This is a genomic window from Paenibacillus sp. FSL L8-0158, assembly GCF_038592965.1.
In the GTDB taxonomy this organism is placed as follows: domain Bacteria; phylum Bacillota; class Bacilli; order Paenibacillales; family Paenibacillaceae; genus Paenibacillus; species Paenibacillus polymyxa_D.
Genome location: NZ_CP151949.1, coordinates 1,163,466 through 1,185,801 on the forward strand (window position 1 = coordinate 1,163,466; position 22,336 = coordinate 1,185,801).

The following is a 22,336-nucleotide window of genomic DNA, read 5'->3' on the forward strand; positions in this document are numbered from 1 at the left end:
GTTAGTATGGGTGTGCAAGAATAAAATCCCACTTCAAAGGAGAGTCATCATGAAAATCGCAATCATGCTTTTCGATGGAATCACAGCATTAGATGCCATAGGTCCATATGATGTATTTGCTGCTACACTGAAATGTGAAGTGAAGTTTGTCGCTAAGAAAAAAGGGTTAGTCAAACTGGACTCAAATATGGGTTATTTGCATGCCGATTACAGTTTTTCTGAAGTACCTTCAGCTGATATTCTTGTTGTTCCAGGCTGCAGTCCGCCAAATTATAAAACTCCAATGAATGACGAAGAAACGTTAAACTGGATTCGCCAAATACATGAAACTACGAAATGGACCACGTCGGTTTGTAATGGCTCTCTGATTTTGAGCGCCGCAGGCTTGTTAAATGGAACCGTAGCCACCAGTCATTGGGGCTCCTTAGACCTGCTTCAATCTCTTGGAGCCATTCCAACAGATGAGAGAGTGGTTCGTCAGGGCAAAATCATTACAGCAGCCGGTGTCTCCTCTGGTATTGATATGGCACTCCAGCTAATAGCATGGGAATTGGGAGAAGACATGAGTAAAGGAGTCCAGCTGATTTTGGAATACGATCCTCAGCCTCCGTTTGACACGGGTTCACCCAAGAAAGCACCTGCTATATTGGTAGAACAAATAAGAGGTATGTTACAAGAGTTTGCAAAAAGGGAGCCTCATGTGTAAATCAAGAATAACAAGATCTCTTCTCGGTATTAGCTTGGCTTAATAGATTTGTATTTTTATTTACAATGGCCCCTATTTCAACTAATATAGTTTACACATAGTAAAGGGTTACATGGTGTAAATGGTTGGAGGGGGTTACAAACATGAGCAGCTTACCTAAGTCTGCTACATTTCCACTTTTCATTCTGATGCTGAATTTGTTTATTGCTTTATTAGGTCAAGGCATGGTAATTCCCATTCTGCCTGAATATCTGAAACAATTTAATGCGGCAGGAGCTGCTGCGGGGTATCTTATTGCCGCTTTTGGAGCAGCACAGTTTATTTTTTCGCCCCTAGGTGGGCAGCTTTCGGATAGATGGGGTCGAAAATCCATGATCATCACCGGTCTGTTTTTAACGGTCATTTCGGATCTCATGTTTGCTGTATCTACGACATTGCCTCTTCTATATATTGCCCGATTTATCGGGGGGATAGGTATTGGATTAATGGTTCCTTCCAATATGGCCTACGTCGCTGATATTACCACTTCTGAAACCCGAGCTAAAGGAATGGGATACTTGGGTGCTTCCATGAATTTGGGGATGGTGCTTGGTCCGGGGTTAGGCGGTATGATCGCTGAGTTTGGCATAAGGGTACCCTATTTTTTTGCTGGTGGACTTGGACTTGTTGCTACGCTGCTTAGCTTATATATGCCAGAGACACTACCCAAGGAAAAACGAAAACCCGCTAGCCCTTGGGTCCGCCGGGAACCCATTCGCAACCAAATCCTAAATTCATTTCGGACATCCTATTTTCGTTATCTTCTCCTCATTCTGATCATGACATTAGGTTTGATGAATTACGAAACAGTGTATGCACTTTTTGTGGAACGAAAATATGGTTTTGATGCCACTAAAATCTCAATGATCATTACGGTTGGTGCAATTATAGGCATCGTTGTACAGATATGGCTACTTGATTATCTCATCAAGAGACTTGGTGAGATAAAGCTTATACGTCTCTCTTTGATTATGACAGCCATCGCTTTACTGTTAATGATCATTAAGATTAATTTAGGTTATTTGCTGGCGGTATCTGCTCTGTTTTTTGCTTTTAATGCCTTCCTAAGGCCAACCGTAAGTACAATGATCGCGAACTCAGCTGGTGATCGCCAAGGATATGTCGCCGGATTGAATACGACGTATACCAGCCTAGGCAATATATTGGGACCCATTTTAGCGGGTTTGTTGTTTGACAAACACATTCATATTCCTTATATTTTTGGTGCACTTATCCTTGCATCTGCCCTTTTCTTAACCTTACAAAAATCGAAAAATGAGAAACGGATGGTTGTTAATGACTGAGAACTGGCACCAGAATTTGAAAAACAAAAATCGGGAAGAACTCATTGCGGCTGCAAAGGAACTTTTTATGAAGCAAAGCTTTCTCAAAGTTAATATTAAGGATGTATGCAACGTGGCTGGTGTAAGTCGAGTCACATTCTATAAGCACTTTCAGTCCATAAACGAACTGATCTTTGAGGTCCAGATGGAAATCCTTGAGAGCATGACCGAATTTGTTAGAAGGGCACCTTCAGCCGAAATGAGCGGTAAGGAGATGCTGACTTCGATGCTTGATGCATGGATTGATTACGCTTGGAAACATCCGGAATACATCAAGTTTATTCTTTTATTCGATCTGCATTACGAAGCTTATGATTCAAATCAAGAACTCAAAGAACAGTACAACAATTTTGTTAGCCGGGGAAAGGAACGACATTTCCTGATGGATGCTCTGGAAGTTGGATTTCAAGATGGATCATTAAAGTCCGACACGGAGCCCTTGAAGACCGCTCATTTTATCTTCACGTCTATGATGGGTATACTCCAGAAAATGAGTCTGACGTCCAAGGACGAACGGAATAACGAACTTGAGGATATAGAAATTGCTAACCGATTTGTGGGGATGTTGATTCAGTATTTAAGTCCAGAAAGTGATGAATCCCCTACCTTTAGGTAGAAGTCGCTGCTGTATTCCAAAGGATTATAGATCGTCCAATGGACGAAATAGAATAACATGGCTCAGTCTGCTAAACTGTGAAAATAGAGCGATTACATATACTTGCCATATTAGCCTTATCTATTTCACGGAGGTGCGGGGATGAACGGAAGTCTGTTTGAGCCACGGCTACGTGACGGGGATTATATTCCTCGCTTTTTTGCTTACTATTACAAGCAATGGCATGACTATACGATGTCTTACCACGATCATCATTCCACTGAAATTATGTATATGATTTCCGGCTTTTGCAGGGTAGATGTACAAACGGGAGAGAACACGGAAGAAAGCATCGCGCTGCGTAAAGGCGAGTTTATTATGCTGGACGCAGGTGTACCGCATCGACTGGTGGTGGAAGGAGTACAACCGTGCCGGATGCTAAATGTAGAGTTTGGTTTTACGGAAGGGGTGAGGGTAGGGCCGTCTATCCGACAAATCGCAACGGAGGAGCAGGAGGTCACGACTCTCATGTCACGTCCGTTCCCGTATCTGGTACTATCGGACCCGGAAGAGGTATATTATGCGCTGAAAAGTCTCGTGCTGGAGCTGGACCAACGAAAAGAACAGCCGGGTGCAATGGCAGAGATGCTTTTTATGCAATTGCTAGTACGAATTGCACGTCTACGGGAAGAGGCAGAGCGCAGCAACACGCAGCAAACGGATATGTACATCAAACGATGCATTGAATTTCTCCATCTGAACTATGATCGAGAGATTGTGGTCAAGGACATGGCGGCGGCTGTGAATCTACACCCAGGTTATTTGCACCGTATTTTCAAAAAACATACGGGGCTAACACTCACCGCCTATTTAACGATGCTGCGAATGGACAAGGCCCGTATGCTTCTTCAGCAAACGGACATTCCCATTCAAGAAATTGCCGATTATGTAGGCGTGGCTAGCAGACAGTATTTTCATATGTTGTTCAAAAAGCACACAGGCAAGACGCCTGTAGAATACCGCTCAGCTGTGGAGCGCAATGTGAGGAACTATGCCGAGGAGGAAGGGAGCTGATAATAAGAAGCCTCTGAACCATTGCCGATTTAGGTCGGTATGACTCAGAGGGCGTGTATTTTGAAGCATTATAACATGTGTCGGGCTTCTTGGGAGCTAAAGTTGGGTCATTTCCCAAGCCACATATTCTCCATCTGTTCAAGTGATCTCCCCTTGGTTTCGGGAACCTTGCGCCATAAAAAGACTACGACGAACAACGAGATGGCTCCGAATAACCAGAAGGTATTGGATGGGCCAGCTGAGCTCAGCAGAGGAGGGAATGCCTGCGATACCAGATAATCGCCGGCCCATAGTGCCATCGAAGCGATGGCTACAGCTTTGCCGCGAATGCGGTTCGGAAAGATCTCCGAGATCATAACCCATACGATCGGCCCAAGCGATATAGCATAGGAGGCCACGTAGATCAATATCATGATGAGTACGAGCGGTCCGGTGGTCAAACCCATTTTGAATGCGGCTCCAATAATGACCAAACAGCAGGTCATTAACGAGGTGCCGATTATCAGCAGGATTTTTCGTCCCGCTTTGTCGATCAGCCATACAGATACGATGGTAAACAACACATTGATCAACCCGATCCAGATGGTCTGGGTCAAAGAAGCGTCCGTACCGAGTCCCATTCCTTTAAAGATAACCGGCGCGTAGTACAAAATGGCATTGATGCCGGTAATATGCTGCATAATGGCGAGCATGACACCGATAAAGAGAGCGACCCGAATACCGGGAGCGAACAATTGCTTCAATGAGTTGTTCTCATTTTTGAATGATTCCTTGATATCAAGCACTTCCTGCTTAGCGGCTTCTTCACCGTGAATTTTCAGCAATATCGGCAACGCTTCATAAGGCCGATTCTGTTTAATAAGCCATCTCGGGCTTTCGGGTATGAAGAGCATCAAGAGCATAAAGATTAGTCCCGGAACGGCTCCCACTCCGAACATCCAGCGCCAGGCTGTTGAGACACCCCAGGCTTCATCCCCCATGCTGACGATCCACGAATTCTGAAAATAAACCAGGAAAATGCCTGTTACAATTGCCAGCTGATTTAAAGCAACCAAACGGCCGCGGTATTTGGCAGGAGCGATCTCCGCGTTGTACACCGGACAAACGGTGGAAGTGATGCCTATGCCAATGCCGCCGATCATGCGAAAGATAACATACCCGGTGAATGAGTCTTGAAGCGCAGAGCAGATCGAGCCGACGACGAATAAAAATCCGGCGGCCAGTAATACCTTTTTTCTACCGATCCTTTCACTCATGTAGCCGGAGAGAGCCGCTCCCGTGATACTCCCTACAATCAGACTCGACACCGCCCAACCAACCTGAAATTCGCTCAGCGAAAAACGCTGCTGTAGGAATTCAACTGCCCCCGAAACTACCGCGATATCAAAACCGAATAATATGCCTCCAAGCGCAGCTACGATGGATACCAGTGTCACAAAAAGCATATTGGGTTTTTCTGATTGAAGCGCTTTCTGTTGAGCGCTTTCATTATGGATGATTACTCCCATATGATCATCTCCCCTCCAGATTCCTAGAACCTCATTCCGTTCTTCGAGGAGAAGTATAACATGCGCTTATAAAAGAAAGGCTGGTTATCGTCTTCAATAAACGGACCTTTTCACGCACGATTTTGGCTTCGGTTCCCGAATTGGAGACGGAGGGGCTAAATCTAGCATTACCTTGTCATTCGAGCTTAAAAAAATCCATGCCAATGGTCGGCATGGATGAATTTCTACTATTTTTGGCCTTTGAACTCAGTGGGAGGAACGCCCGTTATCTTCTTAAAGACACGGCTAAAATAGTTTGGGTCCTTATAACCCACTTCAAAGCTGATTTCCTTCAGAGCAAGGTTACCCTCCTTGATTAGAGAAATAGCTTTATCAATCCGTAGCCGGGTTACGAAGTCGATGAACGTCTCTCCGTATTCCTGTTTGAAAATTTTACTGAAGTAGTGGGGGTTCAAATGGACGAAATCAGCCACTTCTTCCAGCGAAAGCTCATCGTTGAATCGTTCCTCGATATACATTTTTGCTCTGCCCAGCATAGTCAGTGTTTGAACCTCCCGCTGTTCGCGGATCCGTTGCAGTGCTGACATGACGTACGTCTGCTGAAGCATTCCATTCTCCGCTTTGACGGCAAGCACAGAAGCGTTTCCAGCCTCTAACGACTTCAGTTCGTCAAAGTGGCAGTAACCTCCATCCCGCTTGCGTAGGGTGGAGGCAAAAACGGCTTCGAAATAGGACTTGCGAAGTCCTTCCTCGCCGCTATGCAGCGATCCGATTCCAATGGCCGTCTTAATGCCAAGTTGCTGCTGGGCAAGCTCGGAGAGTTGCTGAACAAGGTGTTTAACCAGTTGCCGCCAGTCGTCTTCGCTGGTGGCAGGCGGCTTGCATAAGAAAGTGGCTACATGATGGTCGATCAAAGAGCTTACAATGGCATTCGGGCCATGCGTTTTTACATAGCTTCGGAAATGATCGTAAATTTTCTTCTTATCCTGCTCGTCCGTATATCCTTCAAAGGCAGCAATGACGGCGCTTCCCTGATCAAGAGGAAAGTCTAGCCATTCTGATAGCTGGGAAGCACTCGAATCCACTGTCTGGTCGACCATAAGCATTAATGCCAGCTCATTTTCTGCGAGCGGCATCAGCTGTGAGATTTTGTGCCTAAGCTCCAATTCTTCCATACGTGCCCGCTTCTCGCACTCAATTTCTTCAATCAGTCGTTTCAGTGTGCCGATGATAAGTTCTCGCTTCGCCGGCTTCAGAATATATTCTTTTACGCCCAAAGAGAGTGCCCTCTGGGCATAGGCAAAATAATCGTAGGCAGTGACGAGCACGAATCGGGTATCGGGAAGCCGCTCCTTTAATTCACGAAGCGCTGCAAGCCCGTCGATTCCGGGCATATTGATATCCAGAATGGCAATATGGGGACGGTGCTCTTCCGCACATTCAATCGCCATGCGACCGTTGCCGGCATGAATAAACCGGAATATCCCCGGCATCGCCCGTTCCACTGTCAATTCCAGTCCTTCTCTCTCCAAAGCCTCGTCATCCGCGATTAACAACCGATACATCAGTCTGCTCACTCTCCTTCTTGACTGGAATTCGTATTGTTATAGTAGTACCCTGTCCGGTACTGCTACTGATTTCAACCATTCCTTCTTTTCCGTAGAACAACTGCAGCCGCCTAAACACATTTTGCATTCCAAGTCCTGTTGAACTGCTACTTTCGACTTCGCCTTCAAGACGGAGCACGGACAGTCGGGTTTCCTCCGTCATACCCTTTCCGTTGTCCGAGATTTCAATTTGTACATCCTCGTTCGCTCGCGACAATGTCAACGTGATAACGGCTCCGTCCTCCATATCTGCCACACCATGAAGAAAAGCGTTTTCAATAAATGGCTGGATCGTCAAGGCCGGAATTTGCTGCTGAAGAACGGAAGCGTCAAAGTGAAGATCAAAGCGAATTCGGTCCCGAAAGCGTGCCTGCTGGATGGTTACGTATTCGCGAATATGATCCAGTTCCTCCTGAAGTGTTACGGGTTTGTCCAGCTTCTGCAGGCTGTACCGTAGCAGATTGGACAGCGAAACGATCAGGTCGCTGGTTTTCTCCGCCCCTTCCAGAATCGCCAGCTTGGAGAGCACATTTAAGGTATTGAATAAAAAGTGCGGGTTAATTTGGTTTTGCAGAGCCAGAAGCTCCAGTTCCTTCACAAGCCGCCGCATTTCCAGACTCTGTTTATCCTTCTCAATGAGGATACTCAAATCGGCCGACATTTGCGAAATGGCGTCCGACAGTACGCCTAGCTCGTCATCCCGGCGCGGTGGGGACTTGATATTAAGATCACCTGTGGCGATTTGCTTCGCCAGTCCGACAAGTCTGCCGACAGGGCCAGTAATGCTGCGCGAGATCCAGATTGCAAGCAACCCCCCCATCAGCGCGTTCATGCCGAACAATGCCATTCCCCATCCGTTCATTCGCTCATTTTTGTTCCGGATGTTCTCGATGATCGGCCGGTAATAGGCCAGTTCAGCATCGATCAGTTGCTGTCCTTCCTCATGAATATAGCTGACGGTTTTCTCCGCTTCAATATAATGTTCAAAAGCCGATTGGGGATCTTGTGCCTTTGCATCCAGAACTGCGGCTTGTTTCTGTTCAAGAAATGTGGCCAACAAATTCACGTAGTCCTCCTCGGCGAAAGAAGGGTCGGTCGAGTCGGAGACTTCTTGGATTTTGCCTTTCAACTGTATTAATTGGTATTCTGTCGGACCCTGCATAGCCTTATCGTCCCTTGGATTAAGCAGATAGGCATATAGGAGCTTTAAGTTGCTCTCCGCCGATTCGGAGGTTTGCTCGATGAGGAGAATGCGGCCAAGCATTTCATCGTAGCTCTGTTGTACGACCTTTCCGCTTTGGAATACAAAATAAGCGATGATATTGGCGAACACAACTAGAAGAGGGATGAACAGAAGCAGCTTCGTTCTGATCGTCATCGTCTGTCATCTCTGGACATGTTGTCGGGAGTGTCCGCATGCACTTCATATACCCTGGTGTATGTTAATTGCTGGGGATCATTCCCCTTTAGATAATCATTCAGCAACTTTATGGCCTTAGCCCCCATTTCCTCTGGCTGTTGAACAATGGTTAGTTCGATTTTGCGATCTTTGATCGCTTCCAACGTCTCGGCCATATCGTCAAAAGCGAAAATTTGCAAGTTCTGCGCTCCGCGCCGTTCCGAGGCTTCCAGAATGCCAAGGCCGTCCAGCGCACTGAATCCGACCATGTAGCGGATCTGCGGATACTGGGTGAGCATATTTTGAGCTTGCTGTGCTGCCTGAAGACGTGAAATATTTGAGGAGCGAATCTCCACAAAGCGGAGCTTGGGATAGCGACCGATCACGGAACGAAATCCAGCAAGTCTGAGCCGCTGATTCTCGACGTGCTCGCTACTGATCATAACTCCAATGTCGCCACGCTCTCCAGAGGCTTTCGCTAACAGCGCGCCCATCTGTTTTCCTGCTCCTTCGTTATCCGTTCCGACGTAAGCCAGCCTTCGGGAGTCCGGTTCGTCCGTGTCAATTGTGATAACGGGTATGCCAAGTCCGGCTGCTTTGTCGATTAATCGTCGATACTCCGGGTCATTTATCCCTTGAACCAGAATTGCATCCGCCTTACTGGCGATCGCTTTATCCAGCAGTTTGATCTGCTCGGACGGATTAATACGGTCCGGCCCGATATAATCGAGCCGCATACCGTACTGTTCCGCTTCTTTTCGGGCTCCTTGTTCAATGGACCGCCAGTAATAATTGTCCAGCTCTTGCGATATCAATACCACTTTTGTATCGGAACCCCCGTCGTTTGGTGAAACCGTCTTCAATTGTTCTGCAAATTGATGGATTTGAAAAGAAGACAGAGTGAATTGAAAGAGCAGCCAGGCAAATAGCAGGAAGACTGGGATAAGTATAAATGTCCATTTACGGTTTGACATGTCTTGCTCCTTTGTAAATATTTAGAGACTTAACTCATTATACAGCAACAAAAGAAGCGTAGGCAGCTATCGTCAGCATAAGCGCGGTTATTGAGGAGATGGAAGTCGAGCAGGCAGTAAGTGAATTCCGTGGAAAGATAGCATTGGAGATAGGCCCCTACCAGTAGGATTAGGACATTTTTAAGTCCAGAAACTGCTGCAGGGGCTTAAGTATAAAAAAATAACCTCACTAAATCAGACCATGCTTTTTAAAGCTGTGAAACAGTCCATCTTCATCCACAGCATCCGTAATGTCATCTGCAATGGCTTTGAGGCCCGGTTTGGCATTTCCCACGGCAATTCCTAGCGCACAATATTCAATCATTTCAGCATCGTTCATCCCGTCTCCAATAGCAATGGTGTCTTCTTGGGATCTTCCCAAATGCTCAATAAGCTTTTCAATAGCTACGGCTTTGTGAATACCGGGAACCATTAGCTCACCACTGTCTTGCCCGAAGGCAGATACAGTACATTGAATAACCTCAAATTTCCCTGCGAATTCCTTTTTGATCTGTTCGAAAGGAACGTTTTTATTTTCCAAAAAGCATGCTTTGTTCACGTCACTACGGTACAGGTTGTCCTCTCCTATAGTTAGGCCGGTGATAAAAGGATGCGGGCGTTGTTCTTTTTTTTCTCTGGCTACGGGATCATTGTCCACATCTCCATAGATAAGTCGTTCCACATGGGGCAAAAAGTTTTTACTCGCAAACAGTCCCCCGTTCGATTCCAAATAAAAGTCCAAATCATGTTCATCAAAGTAATCGACCATATGTCTAACATCTTCATTCGATACTTTGTGGTGATATAACATCTCGCCTTCGATTTCTACAAAGCCCCCGCCAGCTCCGATGATCCCGTCAAAACCGACCTCCATGATAAAATCATAAATCTCCGCTTTGGATCGGCCAGTGCATAAATAAATCAGATGTCCGTTCTTTCTCGCTTCGATACATGCTGTTTTTGCAGATTCGGGAATCATACCATCATCATTCACTAGCGTTCCATCTATATCTAAAAAGATAATCTTTTTGTTCATCTTAGGCTGCTCCTTGCTCTCCGATGTTTTCTTTTATGTTACTACATTTACCGCACTTAAAGTACATATTGAACTGAAAAAACACTAGATAGAAAGAGAGAAACGGGATGGAGTGAAATGGAAAGTGTCACCCCTCTGGTAACGCGAAAGTTAGGATTTTTGACACCTAAATACGAAACTGGTCATGATTTTGATAACGCTTTCCACATTCCTATTGCTACAATGACGGTATATACCCATTCTAATTACCGGAGGTTGAATGCCGTGTCATTTAAAGTAGCTTTTGTTGGAGCAGGAAGCATCGGTTTTACCCGTGGAATTTTGCGAGATCTGTTATCGGTGCCGGAATTTAATGATATTGAAGTGGCTTTTACGGATATCAGTCAACACAATTTGGATATGGTTACTGAGCTGTGCCAGCGGGATATTCGTGAGAATGGTTTGTCCATACAAATACAGTCCTCTACGGACCGTAAGATAGCTTTAAAGGATGCCAAATACGTCATTTGTACGATCCGGGTTGGAGGTCTGGAGGGCTTTGCAACCGATGTGGATATTCCGCTGAAATATGGCGTGGATCAATGCGTGGGCGATACACTGTGTGCAGGAGGGATTATGTACGGTCAGCGTGGTATTGCTGAAATGCTGGCCATCTGCAAGGATATCCGCGAGCTAAGTGCACCCGATGTATTACTGCTGAACTACTCGAACCCCATGGCGATGATTACGTGGGCCTGTAATAAATACAGCGGTGTGCGTACAATCGGTCTATGTCACGGCGTACAGCATGGGCATCACCAAATTGCCGAGGTGTATGGTCTGGAGAAGCAGGATGTGGACATTGTGTGCGCCGGAATCAACCACCAGACGTGGTACATTCAGGCCTCACATAAAGGCAAGGATCTGACAGCCGGACTGCTGGAGGCTTTTGAGAAACATCCCGAATATAGCCGTACCGAAAAGGTGCGCATCGACATGCTTCGCCGTTTTGGCTATTACAGCACAGAGTCGAATGGTCATCTGAGTGAATATGTACCTTGGTACCGTAAGCGTCCGAATGAGACTCTGGACTGGATTGATCTAGGCAGCTGGATCAACGGAGAAACAGGCGGTTATCTGCGTGTATGTACAGAAGGACGTAATTGGTTTGAAACAGATTTCCCCAACTGGATGAAAGAAGACCCATTGGAGTACAAGACGGAAAATCGCGGTGAAGAGCATGGTTCATACATTATCGAAGGTCTGGAAACCGGACGTGTATACCGGGGACATTTTAATGTCGTTAATAACGGTGTGATTTCCAATTTACCGGACGATGCGATTATTGAAGCGCCTGGATATGTGGATCGGAATGGTATCTCCATGCCACATGTAGGAGACCTTCCGCTCGGTCTTGCTGCCGTCTGCAATGTAAGTATTTCCGTCCAGCGTTTGGCTGTCGAAGCGGCTGTGCACGGAGATGATAAGCTGCTGCGGCAAGCGTTTATGATGGATCCGCTAGTGGGCGCGGTGTGTAATCCGAAAGAAATTTGGCAGATGGTCGATGAAATGCTGGTGGCGCAGGAAGCATGGCTACCGCAATACGGAGCAGCAATTGCCGAGGCGCGTCAACGTCTGACTGCAGGCGATCTGATTCCAACCCGACCTTATGAGGGAGCAGCACGACTTAAGGTGAAGACGGTTGAAGAAATGCAGCTGGATCGGGATGCCGCCAATAAAAATGCAGGGCAATCCGACAAAGGCAAGGATCGCGAAAAAGTGTAGAACAAGAGCAGAGGTTGACTTCACAACAATAAAAGGGTGTTTTCACGGTCATGAGGGCCTGAAAACACCCTTTTGCTGTCGATAGATATAACGATTTGGCATAGTTGGCGTTCTGGAGTTTATCATTGTCGATTTGGGCTGACGGAAATTAAAGAATACAGTCTTGCTTTTTATGAATTCGCTCTTTTGCTGTCGATCCTAAATCTCCTGAAAGCTTGTCATAGCAGGGATGTTCAACAAATGGAGAAACCGATATCAGAAAAAGAGGGACCGCGCTGAACCACTAGGGTGGTAATTCATATGCCTAATTAATAATGTAGTCCTTAATTTATTCAATTTACAGCAGATTTCCAGCTCACTATAATCTAACATAGGAGGTGACAAAAAGGGGAAAATGTGAGCGCATGAACAAATAGAAAGCGCTTACCTTTCGCAACTATGAACGCCGCTTTTTTTGGAGAAAGTAAGGCGTAACTCACAATTAATCATGTAACAATCAGGTGCCGACATAGGAAGATTCAACAAAATCCACGGAAAGATAGGTGAAGCAATTGAAAACAAAGCATGTGCTTCGTAAAAGCATGAAATATGCTTTTGCGCTATCACTCGTCGCAAGCAGCTTTCTACCAGGTGCAGGATTTACGGATAAAATACATGCAGAATCCCATGTGGACAATCCTTACCAAGGAGCGACAAAATATATTAGCCCTGATTATGCGGCTAGTGTCGACACATCGATTGCCAAAATTACGGATGCCAATCTGAAAGCAAAAATGCAAACGGTCAAAACTTTCCCGACAGCTGTATGGCTTGATCGTATCGCTGCTATTAACGGCGGTGGAGGCAAGCTTGGTCTGGAAGCGCATTTGGACCAAGTATTGGCGCAAAAGAAAGGCAGTACACCGATTACGGCGGAATTTATCGTGTATGATCTGCCTGGACGGGATTGTCATGCCTTGGCTTCCAATGGTGAATTGCCGCTGACTCAGGCAGGTCTGGAAACATATAAAAAGGATTATGTTGACAAAATTGCTTCTATTTTTGCAAATCCCAAATATAAGGATATTCGCATTGTAACGATCATTGAACCAGATAGTTTGCCAAACCTGGTAACCAATCTGGATGATCCTAAATGCGCGCAAGCTAAGTCTACAGGGATTTATGAAGCTGGCGTTAAGTACACAATGAATAAGCTGAACGAGATTCCGAATGTGTACAAATACGTTGATATCGGTCACTCTGGCTGGTTAGGTTGGGATAACAACCGTGCAGCAACGGTATCCCTGTTTACAACTATCTTCAAAGATACGAGCAAAGGTCTGTCCAGTGTAGATGGCTTTATCACGAATACAGCCAATACTTCACCGCTGACAGAACCTAATTTGCCTGATCCAAATCTGAATATCGGCGGACAGCCGATCAAATCGTCCAAGTATTACGAATGGAATCCTAATTTCGATGAATCGGATTTCGCAGAGTCATTGCATAGAGATTTTGTCAGCGCAGGTTGGCCGAGCTCACTCGGTATGTTAATTGATACAGGCCGTAATGGATGGGGCGGACCTAATCGTCCGACTTCCGCAGTCGGCAATGATATTAACTCCTATGTAAACTCAGGCCGTGTTGACAAACGCTCACACCGTGGTAACTGGTGTAATAACAGCGGAGCAGGTATGGGAACGCCGCCACAAACGGCTCCAGCTGGCCATATTGATGCCTATGTATGGGCGAAACCTCCGGGTGATTCCGATGGTTCCAGCTCACTCATTCCGAACGATGAGGGTAAAGGCTTTGACCGTATGTGTGATCCTACCTATACAACCAAGGATGGCACATTAACAGATGCTTTACCGAATGCACCTATTTCAGGAGCATGGTTCCATGATCAGTTTGTGATGCTGGTACAAAATGCGTACCCTGCAATCGTGCCTTCCACTGGTGGTGTGGACCCAGCGCCTACAGCTCCAGCTGTACCGTCAGGCTTAAAGGCCGTAGCTGGTAATGCTCAAGTGACGCTGACTTGGAGTGCGTCTACTGGTGCCGATAGCTACACGGTAAAACGTGCTACTAGCGAAGCAGGTCCTTTTACAGCCGTTGCCCCTCTTGTAACGGAAAGAGAGTACACGGATAAGGGACTGACGAACGGAACAACTTACTTCTATGTTGTAAGTGCTACGAATGCGAAAGGAACAAGCAAGGATTCTGCAACGGTAAGCGCTGAACCTAAAGGTACACCGACTGATCCAACAGACCCTACAGAACCAGCGGGTGATCTGGTTGTAATGTACCGGGCCGGGGACACCGACCCAGCGAATAACGCAGTTAAGCCTTTCCTTAACCTGAAAAATAAAGGCACAACACCCGTGAAGCTGAGTGAGCTGAAAATCCGTTACTATTTTACGAAGGATGGCAGCCAAGAGCTGCAATCCACAGTAGACTATGCACAAGTAGGCAATGATAACGTGCTGCGCACCATTAAAGACAACTATATTGAAATTGGTTTCAGTGCTGCTGCTGGCACGCTCGCTGCTGGAGCGCAAACAGGTGATATTCAGATCCGCATGAACAATAGCGACTGGTCTAACCTGAACGAATCCAATGATTATTCCTTTGATCCAACTAAAACCTCTTATGCAGAATGGAACAAAGTAACGTTGTTCCACAATGATAAGCTGGTGTGGGGAATCGAGCCTTAGGATTTGGCCAGAACATGTGCCCTTGAGTGATTAAAAAGTAGTAAAAGAAGGCTACGGCATAACTGTCGTAGCCTTCTTTTACGTCCTCGGATAAAGAATTTGATGACCAAGGGAATAAGCATTGAAATTGTGTATAATGAAAAAAAGAATGCTGTTTCTACTGTGGAGGGTCATCATGAGCAAAAAGTTAATCTTAGATGTAGATACGGGCATTGACGACGCGCTTGCTATTGCGTACGCGGTCCATTCGCCGGAATTGGAGCTACTCGGTATTACAACCACCTTTGGTAATATCTCGGTGGAGGAGGCAACACGTAACTCACTGATTCTGCTGGAAAAACTGGGGGTAGAGGCTCCGGTCGTGTCTGGCGCTCACAAGCCGTATGCTCGGGAGCTGTTCAAACCTTATTCTCGGCATATTCACGGTGAAGATGGTATTGGCAATCAGTTGAAAGGAGCGCCCTCCCGTCAGGCTGCGTCTGGGGATGCCGCTGATTTTATAATCGGACAGGCTCGTCGCTACGAAGGCAAACTTACCCTGGTAGCTGTGGGACCGCTGACCAATCTTGCGATTGCAATGGATCGCTGTCCCGAATTACCCCAATTGCTTGAGCGCCTGATCATCATGGGCGGCGCGGTCACAGTGAAAGGGAATGTAACTCCGACGGCTGAAGCGAATATTTACGCCGATCCAGAAGCCGCAGCCTATGTGCTGGGAGCAGGCTTTTCGCTTACGCTCGTCGGGCTGGACGTCACGATGCAAACACTGCTTCCCCAGCAGGATGTGGATAAATGGCGTGAGCAAGGGACCGAGCTGGGCGCGTTTATGGCAGATATGACAGACTTCTATATGGAAGCTTATCGCAATTTCAGACCTGGTATTGCAGGCTGTGCTTTGCATGATCCTTTAGCCGTAGGGTTGGCTATTGACTCCAATTTTGTGGAGACGCGTCCAATGCACATTGCCGTTGAGGTGGGCGATTCCGCCGAGGTTGGTCGCACCCGTGAGGTGCAAAATGAGAACGAAGCTCAATCACTGACTACGGTTGATGTGGCACTTAAAGTCGATGCGGAGCGATTTTTGCGTCATTTTCTTAGCCGAGTGGTATAAAAAATTAATTCAAAGATTGCCGGTGAACCTGCATCGGCAATCTTTTGTGCATACATGTTTTAGTGGCTATCACATAGAGGTAACTCATCTCTATAAAAATCCCATATCATGTTAGAATAAGTATAGATAGAAAAACTGCCGGACCACAAGGGAGGAGATTCATTGTGTTTTCTGCTGCTCAACGGCTGCCTTTGCTGGAACATATGTATAATCATGCCCCGACAGGAATCGTGATTTTGTCGAGGGAAGGGAAGTGCCTGTACGTAAATCCCGCCTTTTGCAAAATGGTCGGATATGAGCAGGAGGAATTACTGGATATCCGGTATTACCATCTCTTGTATAAAGAGGCTCAGGATCAACAAGGGTTGCGGGAGGCATACGCAGGTTGGCTACAGGCTACGGATCAAGTCTACAAGACTGAGTTGCGTTTGAAACATAAACGGGGAACATCCGTCTGGCTATCGCTGGAATTAACCATATTTGATGATGAGGCTACCAAACAATCTTATTTGATTGCGTATGCAATGGATATCACAGAGAAAAAGGACATGGAGCAGGTGCTCTCGGATAATGAGGATTTGTACATGCTGATTACGGAAAATACGCCGGATGTTATCTCATATAGCACGGCGGACGGCATACTCCAATATATCTCTCCTTCGGTGGAAAAACTCCTAGGCTATACAAAGCAGGAAATGCTCGGCAAAAAGCGGCTCCAATTCTACCATGTTGAAGATGCCGATTATATGCGTGTTCATGGACTCTTCAAGGAAACAGGCATCATGAAGCGGCGTGTTCGTCATAAGGACGGGCACTATTTGTGGCTGGAAGTATCGTACCGAATTATTCGGGATGAACGGGGAAGAATCAAGCGAGTACTGTCCATCGGACGCAACATCACAGAGCGCCAGAAGAGCGAGGAGAATTTGGCAAAAGCTCAGCGCTTGGCGATGTTCGGTTCATGGGACTGGGATCTGGTCAACAATGTTATGCATTTCTCCAAGGAATTCCGCAGCATTTTTGGCTATTGTGTCAAGCCGGTTGAAACAAGTATTGACGCGTTCATGGCGGCTGTTCATCCAGAAGATACAGAGCGCATGAAACAGATTATCACCAACGTTATATTAAAGGGAGTTCACGAAGAAACCTTTTACCGGATTGTATTGCCCAATGGGGAACAAAAGGTACTGCGTTCAATCTGGGAAGCTGAAATGGACGAGCATGCAGGCAAGCCCGTTCAAGTGGTGGGTATGATCCAGGATGTTTCAGAGCACCGGGAAATGGAGCAGCGCCTGCGCGAAAGTGAAAACCGTTATAGGTCACTGTTTCAGCATAATCCACTCGGGATATGCGCCGTGAATATGGAAGGTCATATCTTGAGTGTGAATCCGAGTTTGGAGGAGCTTACGGGTTATACGAGGGACGAACTGCTTGGGGCTGACATACTTATCATGGCTTCCTCTGAGGAACAGGATAAAATCAAGCGTCATATGGAACTGGCCAAGCAGGGTGAGACGCAAACCTATGAATCGGAATTCATACATAAGGAGGGAGAGCGTCTATTCATCAAGATGACGAATATCCCGATTTTCGTGCAAGAGGAAATTGTGGGCTGCTACGGGATTATAGAAAATGTTACCCCTCTCAAAAGCTACATTGCGCAAATTGAAAAACTTAGTAATGAGCATTCGCTTATTTTGAATGCCGTATCCGAAGGGATTGTGGGTTTAAGTAACGAAGGACATGTCCGCTTTATGAACCCGGCAGCTGTCGAGATGTTCGGCATTGGATCGGCTAATCCGCTGAACGGCACATGCATAGATATCATTCGCCATGCTGACGAGATTGGAAGCCATTTTCCGGATGAACAGTCCTCTATTCTTCAAGCGATTCGAAGCGGATCTTCTTATCAGGCAGAGGAAGCTGTATTTTGGAAAAAAGGCGGGTCCAGCTTTCTGGCCTCCTATCGAATCAGCCCTTTGATGGATAATGGCGAGCGAAAAGGGGCTGTGATGGTTTTTGTAGACAGGACGAATGAAAAGGAGATCATTCGGGCCAAGGAGTCTGCCGAACGCGCCGATCGGGCCAAGTCAGAGTTTCTCTCTGTGATGAGTCATGAGCTCCGTACACCGATGAACGGCATTATAGGTATGGCGGGGTTACTCGCAGATACTGAATTGGATGAGGAGCAGCGTAGCTATATAGACATTATTACCAGTAGCAGTGGTGCTTTAATGCAGATATTGAACGAGATACTGGATTTGAGCAAAATCGAAGCTGGTAAAATGTCTTTGCTGCACGAATCCTTTGTGCTAGATGACGTGGTCGGCAGTGTGGCTGACCTATTCATGACGCAGGCTATGGAAAAAGGCATTGAGCTGGAATGGCATGTGGATCAGGAAATGCCGGGGATGCTGGTCGGTGATCATGTGCGTATCCGGCAGGTGCTGGTGAATTTGGTGAGCAATGCGATCAAATTTACGGAGCGAGGGCGTGTTAATATCTTTGTGGAGAGAAAGGCTTACAGCCGTCGTAAAAATAGATGCCTGATTGAGTTTAGTGTAACGGATACTGGAATCGGTATCCCAGCAGACCGCCAGCATCTATTGTTTCAGCCTTTTTCCCAGCTTCATCCGGCACTGAACCGAAAATATGGAGGGACAGGACTGGGATTGTCCATCTGTAAAAACTTGGTCAAGCTGATGGGGGGTTCCATTGGTGTGGATAGCGATGAGGCCAGAGGAGCGACGTTCCGGTTCCAGTTGGATCTTAAGCTGCCGGATGGTTCAACGCTCGCGAATATAAGCCGTGATGAACCTTATGAGTCAAAGGAAGGCTAAAAAGAAATAGCCGTGATGCATGATGCATCACGGCTATTTTTTTGTAAGAAATCCCCAAAGAAAAGATTGACAAACTGTTCTAACTGTACTATTAATTATAGTACAGTTAGAACAGCTGAGCATATACAAATGAATCAGATTAAGTCTTGAAAGGAGGAAGTCCATGTTCGAGCTGGATATCCGCAGCCGCAAGCCGATCTACGAACAGCTTATGGACAGGGTAAAGGAAATGATCGTGTATGGGTCACTTCAGCCGGATGAGCAATTGCCTTCTGTGCGGACATTGTCCGCTCAGCTAACGGTGAATCCGAATACGATTCAGAAGGCGTATCGCGAGTTGGAACGAGAAGGATACATTTATTCCGTTCAGGGCAAAGGAAGCTTTGTCACACCTGCCCAACATCAGCCACAACAAATCAAGCGAGATGAGATTCGGGCGGCGTTGTTAAAACAGATGATTGTAGCCGTCCATTTCGGTTTTACACAGCAGGAAGTGGACGACATGTACGTGGAAGCTATACAAACAAAGGAAAGGGGGATGTACCTTGATTGAATTAAGGGAAGTCACAAAGACATTTACAGAAGAAAAGGCTGTCGACCAGCTCGCCCTTAGAGTGAAGAAGGGCTCCATTTTTGGACTGCTGGGCTCAAACGGGGCGGGGAAAACAACACTGCTCAAAATCATCGCCGGGATTTACCGACCGGATGCAGGAAAGGTACTGATTGGCGGACAGTCCGTATATGAGCAGCCAGAAGTCAAGCAGCACATTCTGTTTATGCCAGACACCCCCTATTTTTTTCCGCAAGCGACAATTCGTCAGATGGCCCGGTTTTACCGCTCCATTTATCCGAGCTGGAGCGAGGAACGCTACATACAGCTTACGGAGATTTTTAAGCTAGATCCTAAACGAAAGCTCCACCGTTTTTCCAAGGGGATGAAGCGTCAGGCTGCTTTTTTGCTTGCCTTGAGCTGTATGCCTGAGCTGCTCATTTTGGATGAACCGATTGATGGGCTGGACCCGGTGATGCGTAGAATGATCAAAAATTTACTGTTCCAGGAAACCGCTGCACGCGAGATGACCGTCGTGATCTCATCTCATAATTTGCGTGAAATAGAAGACATGTGTGATCACGTCGGCATTATGCACCAGGGGCGGATGCTGTTGGAAAAAGAGGTCGACGACCTCAAGTCTGATACGCATAAGGTGCAGGTTGCCTTTCGTGAAAGCACGCATGAGGAAACCGTATGTGGACAACTTTCGGTTGTACATAAGGAGCGGAGGGGCAGTGTTCTGCTGCTCATTATCCGGGGGGAACGAGAGTGGATTGCAGAGACGATTGAGGCGTATGAGCCGCATGTGTTTGATTTGCTGCCGTTGACGCTTGAAGAAATTTTCATTTATGAAATGGAGGACGCAGGTTATGACATCCAACCGATTCTTCTGTAGCGGCGGCGTAATTCGCCAATGCCTGAGACAGCATGGCTGGATCGGTCTGTTGTACTTGGTGGGATTATTGTTTACGGTAACGTTGCCGTTATTTATGAGTATTGATGATGAGCAGCCGCGAATGGTGTTAAGAAGCTTGTTCGATAACACAAGCTCAGGTAATGAATTGCAAAAATTAATCTTAACGACCGTACCCGTGCTGGCAGGTGTGATGCTGCTTCGTTTTGTTCAGCGACAGGGGTCATCCGATTTGTATCACAGCCTACCTTTGCGTAGAGAGCATTTATTAACATCACATTTAATTAGCGGTCTTATTCTTTTACTTGTACCTGTATGGCTGACTGCGGGAGTAACTGCTTGGGTTAACACGTCAGTCGAACTGCCTTATATTTTTCATATCAATGATATTGGATCATGGGCACTGGTCGTATCTGTCCTTACGATTTTCCTGTTTACTTTTACTGTGTTTGTAGGGATTTGTGTGGGACAATCGTTGCTACAGATCGTAGTAGTGTATGTTTTGCTGCTATTGCCTCAGTTTCTATCCATGATGATAGGGCGTTTTCTGGAACGTAATTTATACGGTTATGTGCAAGTGCGAGAAACCATTGTTCAATATATTAACGGCTCGGAGTTTCGCAGCAGTAATAATGTCTGGGATAACTTATCGCCGTTTGTACGCATTATGGACAATTTGCCGCAGCGCGCCTTTTCCTACATGGAGCTACTTGCCTATTTAGGTATCTCTCTGTTGTTTGTTGCCTTGAGTTATGGTTTGTATCGTAAACGCTTGGTCGAGAAGGCGACTCAGGCCATGGCGTTTTCTTTCTTTCAACCTTTGTTCAAGGCAGGGGTTATACTATGCGCCATGCTTGTAATAGGCGATTATTTTTATAATGCAGGTACAAGAGGAGCAGCAAATTGGTCGATTTTTGGGTATGCACTTGGAGCTATTTTAGGCTATATCGTTGTAGAGATGGTCATCCGCAAGACGTGGCAAATTGTGCGTGTTCGTGCTTTGGTGGAAATGGTCGTGTACGGTGTGATCATGGGGCTAGTACTATATATCCCGATTTCAGGTTGGTTGGGTTATGAGGGGCAGATTCCAACAGCACACTCCGTAGAAAAAGTTTATGTCGGGCGAGAGGAGCCTCTAGAGGGAGATGCACAGACAGAAACTTATTACTCCCAAGACAGGGCCTATATCGCCTCTGTACTGAATTTACATCGAGAACTCGTACGTGCACATGCAGCTGGCGAGAAAATGTTGTCCAAAAACCTGGCCGTCGAATCGGCATTCATAGTCTACCGTTTGGATGATGGTTCCACCATGACTCGCCGCTATACATTCCCGGAGAAGCCTTTCCGGACAGAACTGACTAAAGTGATGGAAGCAGAGCCTTATAAAACGGTAAGATACAGGCTGGATAAGCTGCAAGGAAAAGCAGAGACGATTAATATCCAATCCGTAGATGATAGTGAAAGACGAGTGGTTTTAACCAATCCAAAAGAAACTCGTGAATTTGAAGATATACTCAGAGAAGAAGTATTAAATATGAGCTATAGCGAGATGCAATCAGAGAAATATCCATTGGGGAGTGTTTCTATTATAAACAAAGAGTCATCCTTTACCAATAACGAACCGAGCTGGCATCGTGAATTTTCATTTGATTGGCCGGCTTCCTATCACAAGCTTACAGGTTGGCTAGAGCAAAAGGGGTATGCGGATAAGGTGATCATTGATTCCAAGGATATTTTTTCGATACGGGCTGTTCCTATTATTGCTGAAGAGCTTGAACCTTATCAACCCAATCAGTATATTGAAGACTATAAGCTATTTAAAAGCATCCAACAGAAGCATAAAGCGATAACGATTGAAGATCCGAAGCTCTGGAGCACTGTACTGGAAAAGCGCAGACCCTATAGCTATACTCCAAATATGGCGAAAGGCACTTACCTGGTTCAGGTCAAGATCAAACCTTTATTTAGTTCAGACCCCCATACACGCTATTGCTATTTTACTCCGAACGATATGACACCGGAGCTTGCGAAGGCATTACCGACAGCTCCTTAAGTGGGACAGCATCTGGTTTGGATGGCATATGGACGGAGGTAGATGAACATGGGATGGTTCCGACACGACATATAACAACCTCA

16 protein-coding genes are annotated in these 22,336 nt (G+C 46.3%); 11 read left to right on the forward strand and 5 right to left on the reverse strand.

The window, feature by feature from the left end:
• Positions 1-49 precede the first annotated feature (49 nt).
• From NSQ68_RS05205 to NSQ68_RS05220, 4 genes are all read left to right on the forward strand, one after another.
• On the forward strand, positions 50-706 hold the full coding sequence (locus tag NSQ68_RS05205) for a DJ-1/PfpI family protein (protein ID WP_039269397.1): 657 nt from the start codon (positions 50-52) through the stop codon (positions 704-706).
• Positions 707-849: 143 nt separating this feature from the next.
• Positions 850-2,049 carry an MFS transporter gene (locus NSQ68_RS05210; RefSeq protein ID WP_342428196.1) on the forward strand — a complete coding sequence of 400 codons (1,200 nt, stop codon included), beginning with the start codon at positions 850-852 and terminating at the stop codon, positions 2,047-2,049.
• Positions 2,042-2,704, forward strand: a complete 663-nt coding sequence (locus tag NSQ68_RS05215) for a TetR/AcrR family transcriptional regulator (RefSeq protein ID WP_342428197.1) — start codon at positions 2,042-2,044, stop codon at positions 2,702-2,704. Before NSQ68_RS05210 ends, NSQ68_RS05215 begins: the two co-directional genes overlap by 8 nt.
• A 141-nt stretch (positions 2,705-2,845) precedes the next feature.
• Complete coding sequence (locus NSQ68_RS05220; RefSeq protein ID WP_307348073.1) at positions 2,846-3,757, forward strand: AraC family transcriptional regulator; 912 nt, start codon at positions 2,846-2,848, stop codon at positions 3,755-3,757.
• A gap of 107 nt (positions 3,758-3,864) precedes the next feature.
• On the opposite strand, the gene NSQ68_RS05225 is transcribed toward NSQ68_RS05220, so the two are convergent.
• The 5 genes from NSQ68_RS05225 to NSQ68_RS05245 form a co-directional block, all read right to left on the reverse strand.
• Positions 3,865-5,265, reverse strand: a complete 1,401-nt coding sequence (locus NSQ68_RS05225) for a sugar porter family MFS transporter (protein WP_307348076.1) — start codon at positions 5,263-5,265, stop codon at positions 3,865-3,867.
• Between the two features lie 227 nt (positions 5,266-5,492).
• Complete coding sequence (locus tag NSQ68_RS05230) at positions 5,493-6,830, reverse strand: helix-turn-helix domain-containing protein (RefSeq protein ID WP_307348078.1); 1,338 nt, start codon at positions 6,828-6,830, stop codon at positions 5,493-5,495.
• Positions 6,805-8,250: a histidine kinase gene (locus NSQ68_RS05235; protein WP_342428198.1), complete on the reverse strand. Its 1,446-nt coding sequence runs from the start codon at positions 8,248-8,250 to the stop codon at positions 6,805-6,807. Before NSQ68_RS05235 ends, NSQ68_RS05230 begins: the two co-directional genes overlap by 26 nt.
• A complete protein-coding gene (locus NSQ68_RS05240; RefSeq protein WP_342428199.1) occupies positions 8,247-9,245 on the reverse strand; it encodes a sugar-binding protein in 999 nt (332 codons plus the stop codon). The genes NSQ68_RS05235 and NSQ68_RS05240 overlap by 4 nt, the downstream gene beginning before the upstream one ends.
• 229 nt (positions 9,246-9,474) lie before the next feature.
• Positions 9,475-10,320, reverse strand: a complete 846-nt coding sequence (locus tag NSQ68_RS05245; RefSeq protein WP_342428200.1) for a Cof-type HAD-IIB family hydrolase — start codon at positions 10,318-10,320, stop codon at positions 9,475-9,477.
• 264 nt (positions 10,321-10,584) lie between these two features.
• Here NSQ68_RS05245 and NSQ68_RS05250 point away from each other — a divergent pair, with 264 nt between their 5' ends.
• The 7 genes from NSQ68_RS05250 (at position 10,585) to NSQ68_RS05280 (ending at position 22,253) form a co-directional block, all read left to right on the forward strand.
• Entirely contained in the window at positions 10,585-12,084 is a 1,500-nt protein-coding gene (locus tag NSQ68_RS05250) for an alpha-glucosidase/alpha-galactosidase (RefSeq protein ID WP_342429075.1), read from the forward strand.
• Between the two features lie 542 nt (positions 12,085-12,626).
• A complete protein-coding gene (locus NSQ68_RS05255) occupies positions 12,627-14,780 on the forward strand; it encodes a glycoside hydrolase family 6 protein (RefSeq protein ID WP_342428201.1) in 2,154 nt (717 codons plus the stop codon).
• A gap of 175 nt (positions 14,781-14,955) precedes the next feature.
• On the forward strand, positions 14,956-15,891 hold the full coding sequence (locus NSQ68_RS05260; RefSeq protein ID WP_342428202.1) for a nucleoside hydrolase: 936 nt from the start codon (positions 14,956-14,958) through the stop codon (positions 15,889-15,891).
• Positions 15,892-16,055: 164 nt separating this feature from the next.
• Complete coding sequence (locus NSQ68_RS05265) at positions 16,056-18,731, forward strand: PAS domain S-box protein (RefSeq protein ID WP_342428203.1); 2,676 nt, start codon at positions 16,056-16,058, stop codon at positions 18,729-18,731.
• Between the two features lie 163 nt (positions 18,732-18,894).
• Positions 18,895-19,284 carry a GntR family transcriptional regulator gene (locus NSQ68_RS05270; protein ID WP_342428204.1) on the forward strand — a complete coding sequence of 130 codons (390 nt, stop codon included), beginning with the start codon at positions 18,895-18,897 and terminating at the stop codon, positions 19,282-19,284.
• The gene (locus NSQ68_RS05275) at positions 19,277-20,179 is read left to right on the forward strand and encodes an ABC transporter ATP-binding protein (RefSeq protein ID WP_342428205.1); all 903 of its coding nucleotides are present in this window, start codon (positions 19,277-19,279) and stop codon (positions 20,177-20,179) included. Before NSQ68_RS05270 ends, NSQ68_RS05275 begins: the two co-directional genes overlap by 8 nt.
• Positions 20,154-22,253 carry a DUF6449 domain-containing protein gene (locus NSQ68_RS05280; protein WP_342428206.1) on the forward strand — a complete coding sequence of 700 codons (2,100 nt, stop codon included), beginning with the start codon at positions 20,154-20,156 and terminating at the stop codon, positions 22,251-22,253. The genes NSQ68_RS05275 and NSQ68_RS05280 overlap by 26 nt, the downstream gene beginning before the upstream one ends.
• Positions 22,254-22,336: the final 83 nt, after the last annotated feature.

Coding starts and splice junctions, on each gene's coding strand:
- NSQ68_RS05205 (WP_039269397.1), top strand. CDS start 50: ATGAAAATCGCAATCATGCTTTTCGATGGAATCACAGCATTAGATGCC.
- NSQ68_RS05210 (WP_342428196.1), top strand. CDS start 850: ATGAGCAGCTTACCTAAGTCTGCTACATTTCCACTTTTCATTCTGATG.
- NSQ68_RS05215 (WP_342428197.1), top strand. CDS start 2,042: ATGACTGAGAACTGGCACCAGAATTTGAAAAACAAAAATCGGGAAGAA.
- NSQ68_RS05220 (WP_307348073.1), top strand. CDS start 2,846: ATGAACGGAAGTCTGTTTGAGCCACGGCTACGTGACGGGGATTATATT.
- NSQ68_RS05225 (WP_307348076.1), bottom strand. CDS start 5,265: ATGGGAGTAATCATCCATAATGAAAGCGCTCAACAGAAAGCGCTTCAA.
- NSQ68_RS05230 (WP_307348078.1), bottom strand. CDS start 6,830: ATGTATCGGTTGTTAATCGCGGATGACGAGGCTTTGGAGAGAGAAGGA.
- NSQ68_RS05235 (WP_342428198.1), bottom strand. CDS start 8,250: ATGACGATCAGAACGAAGCTGCTTCTGTTCATCCCTCTTCTAGTTGTG.
- NSQ68_RS05240 (WP_342428199.1), bottom strand. CDS start 9,245: ATGTCAAACCGTAAATGGACATTTATACTTATCCCAGTCTTCCTGCTA.
- NSQ68_RS05245 (WP_342428200.1), bottom strand. CDS start 10,320: ATGAACAAAAAGATTATCTTTTTAGATATAGATGGAACGCTAGTGAAT.
- NSQ68_RS05260 (WP_342428202.1), top strand. CDS start 14,956: ATGAGCAAAAAGTTAATCTTAGATGTAGATACGGGCATTGACGACGCG.
- NSQ68_RS05270 (WP_342428204.1), top strand. CDS start 18,895: ATGTTCGAGCTGGATATCCGCAGCCGCAAGCCGATCTACGAACAGCTT.
- NSQ68_RS05280 (WP_342428206.1), top strand. CDS start 20,154: ATGACATCCAACCGATTCTTCTGTAGCGGCGGCGTAATTCGCCAATGC.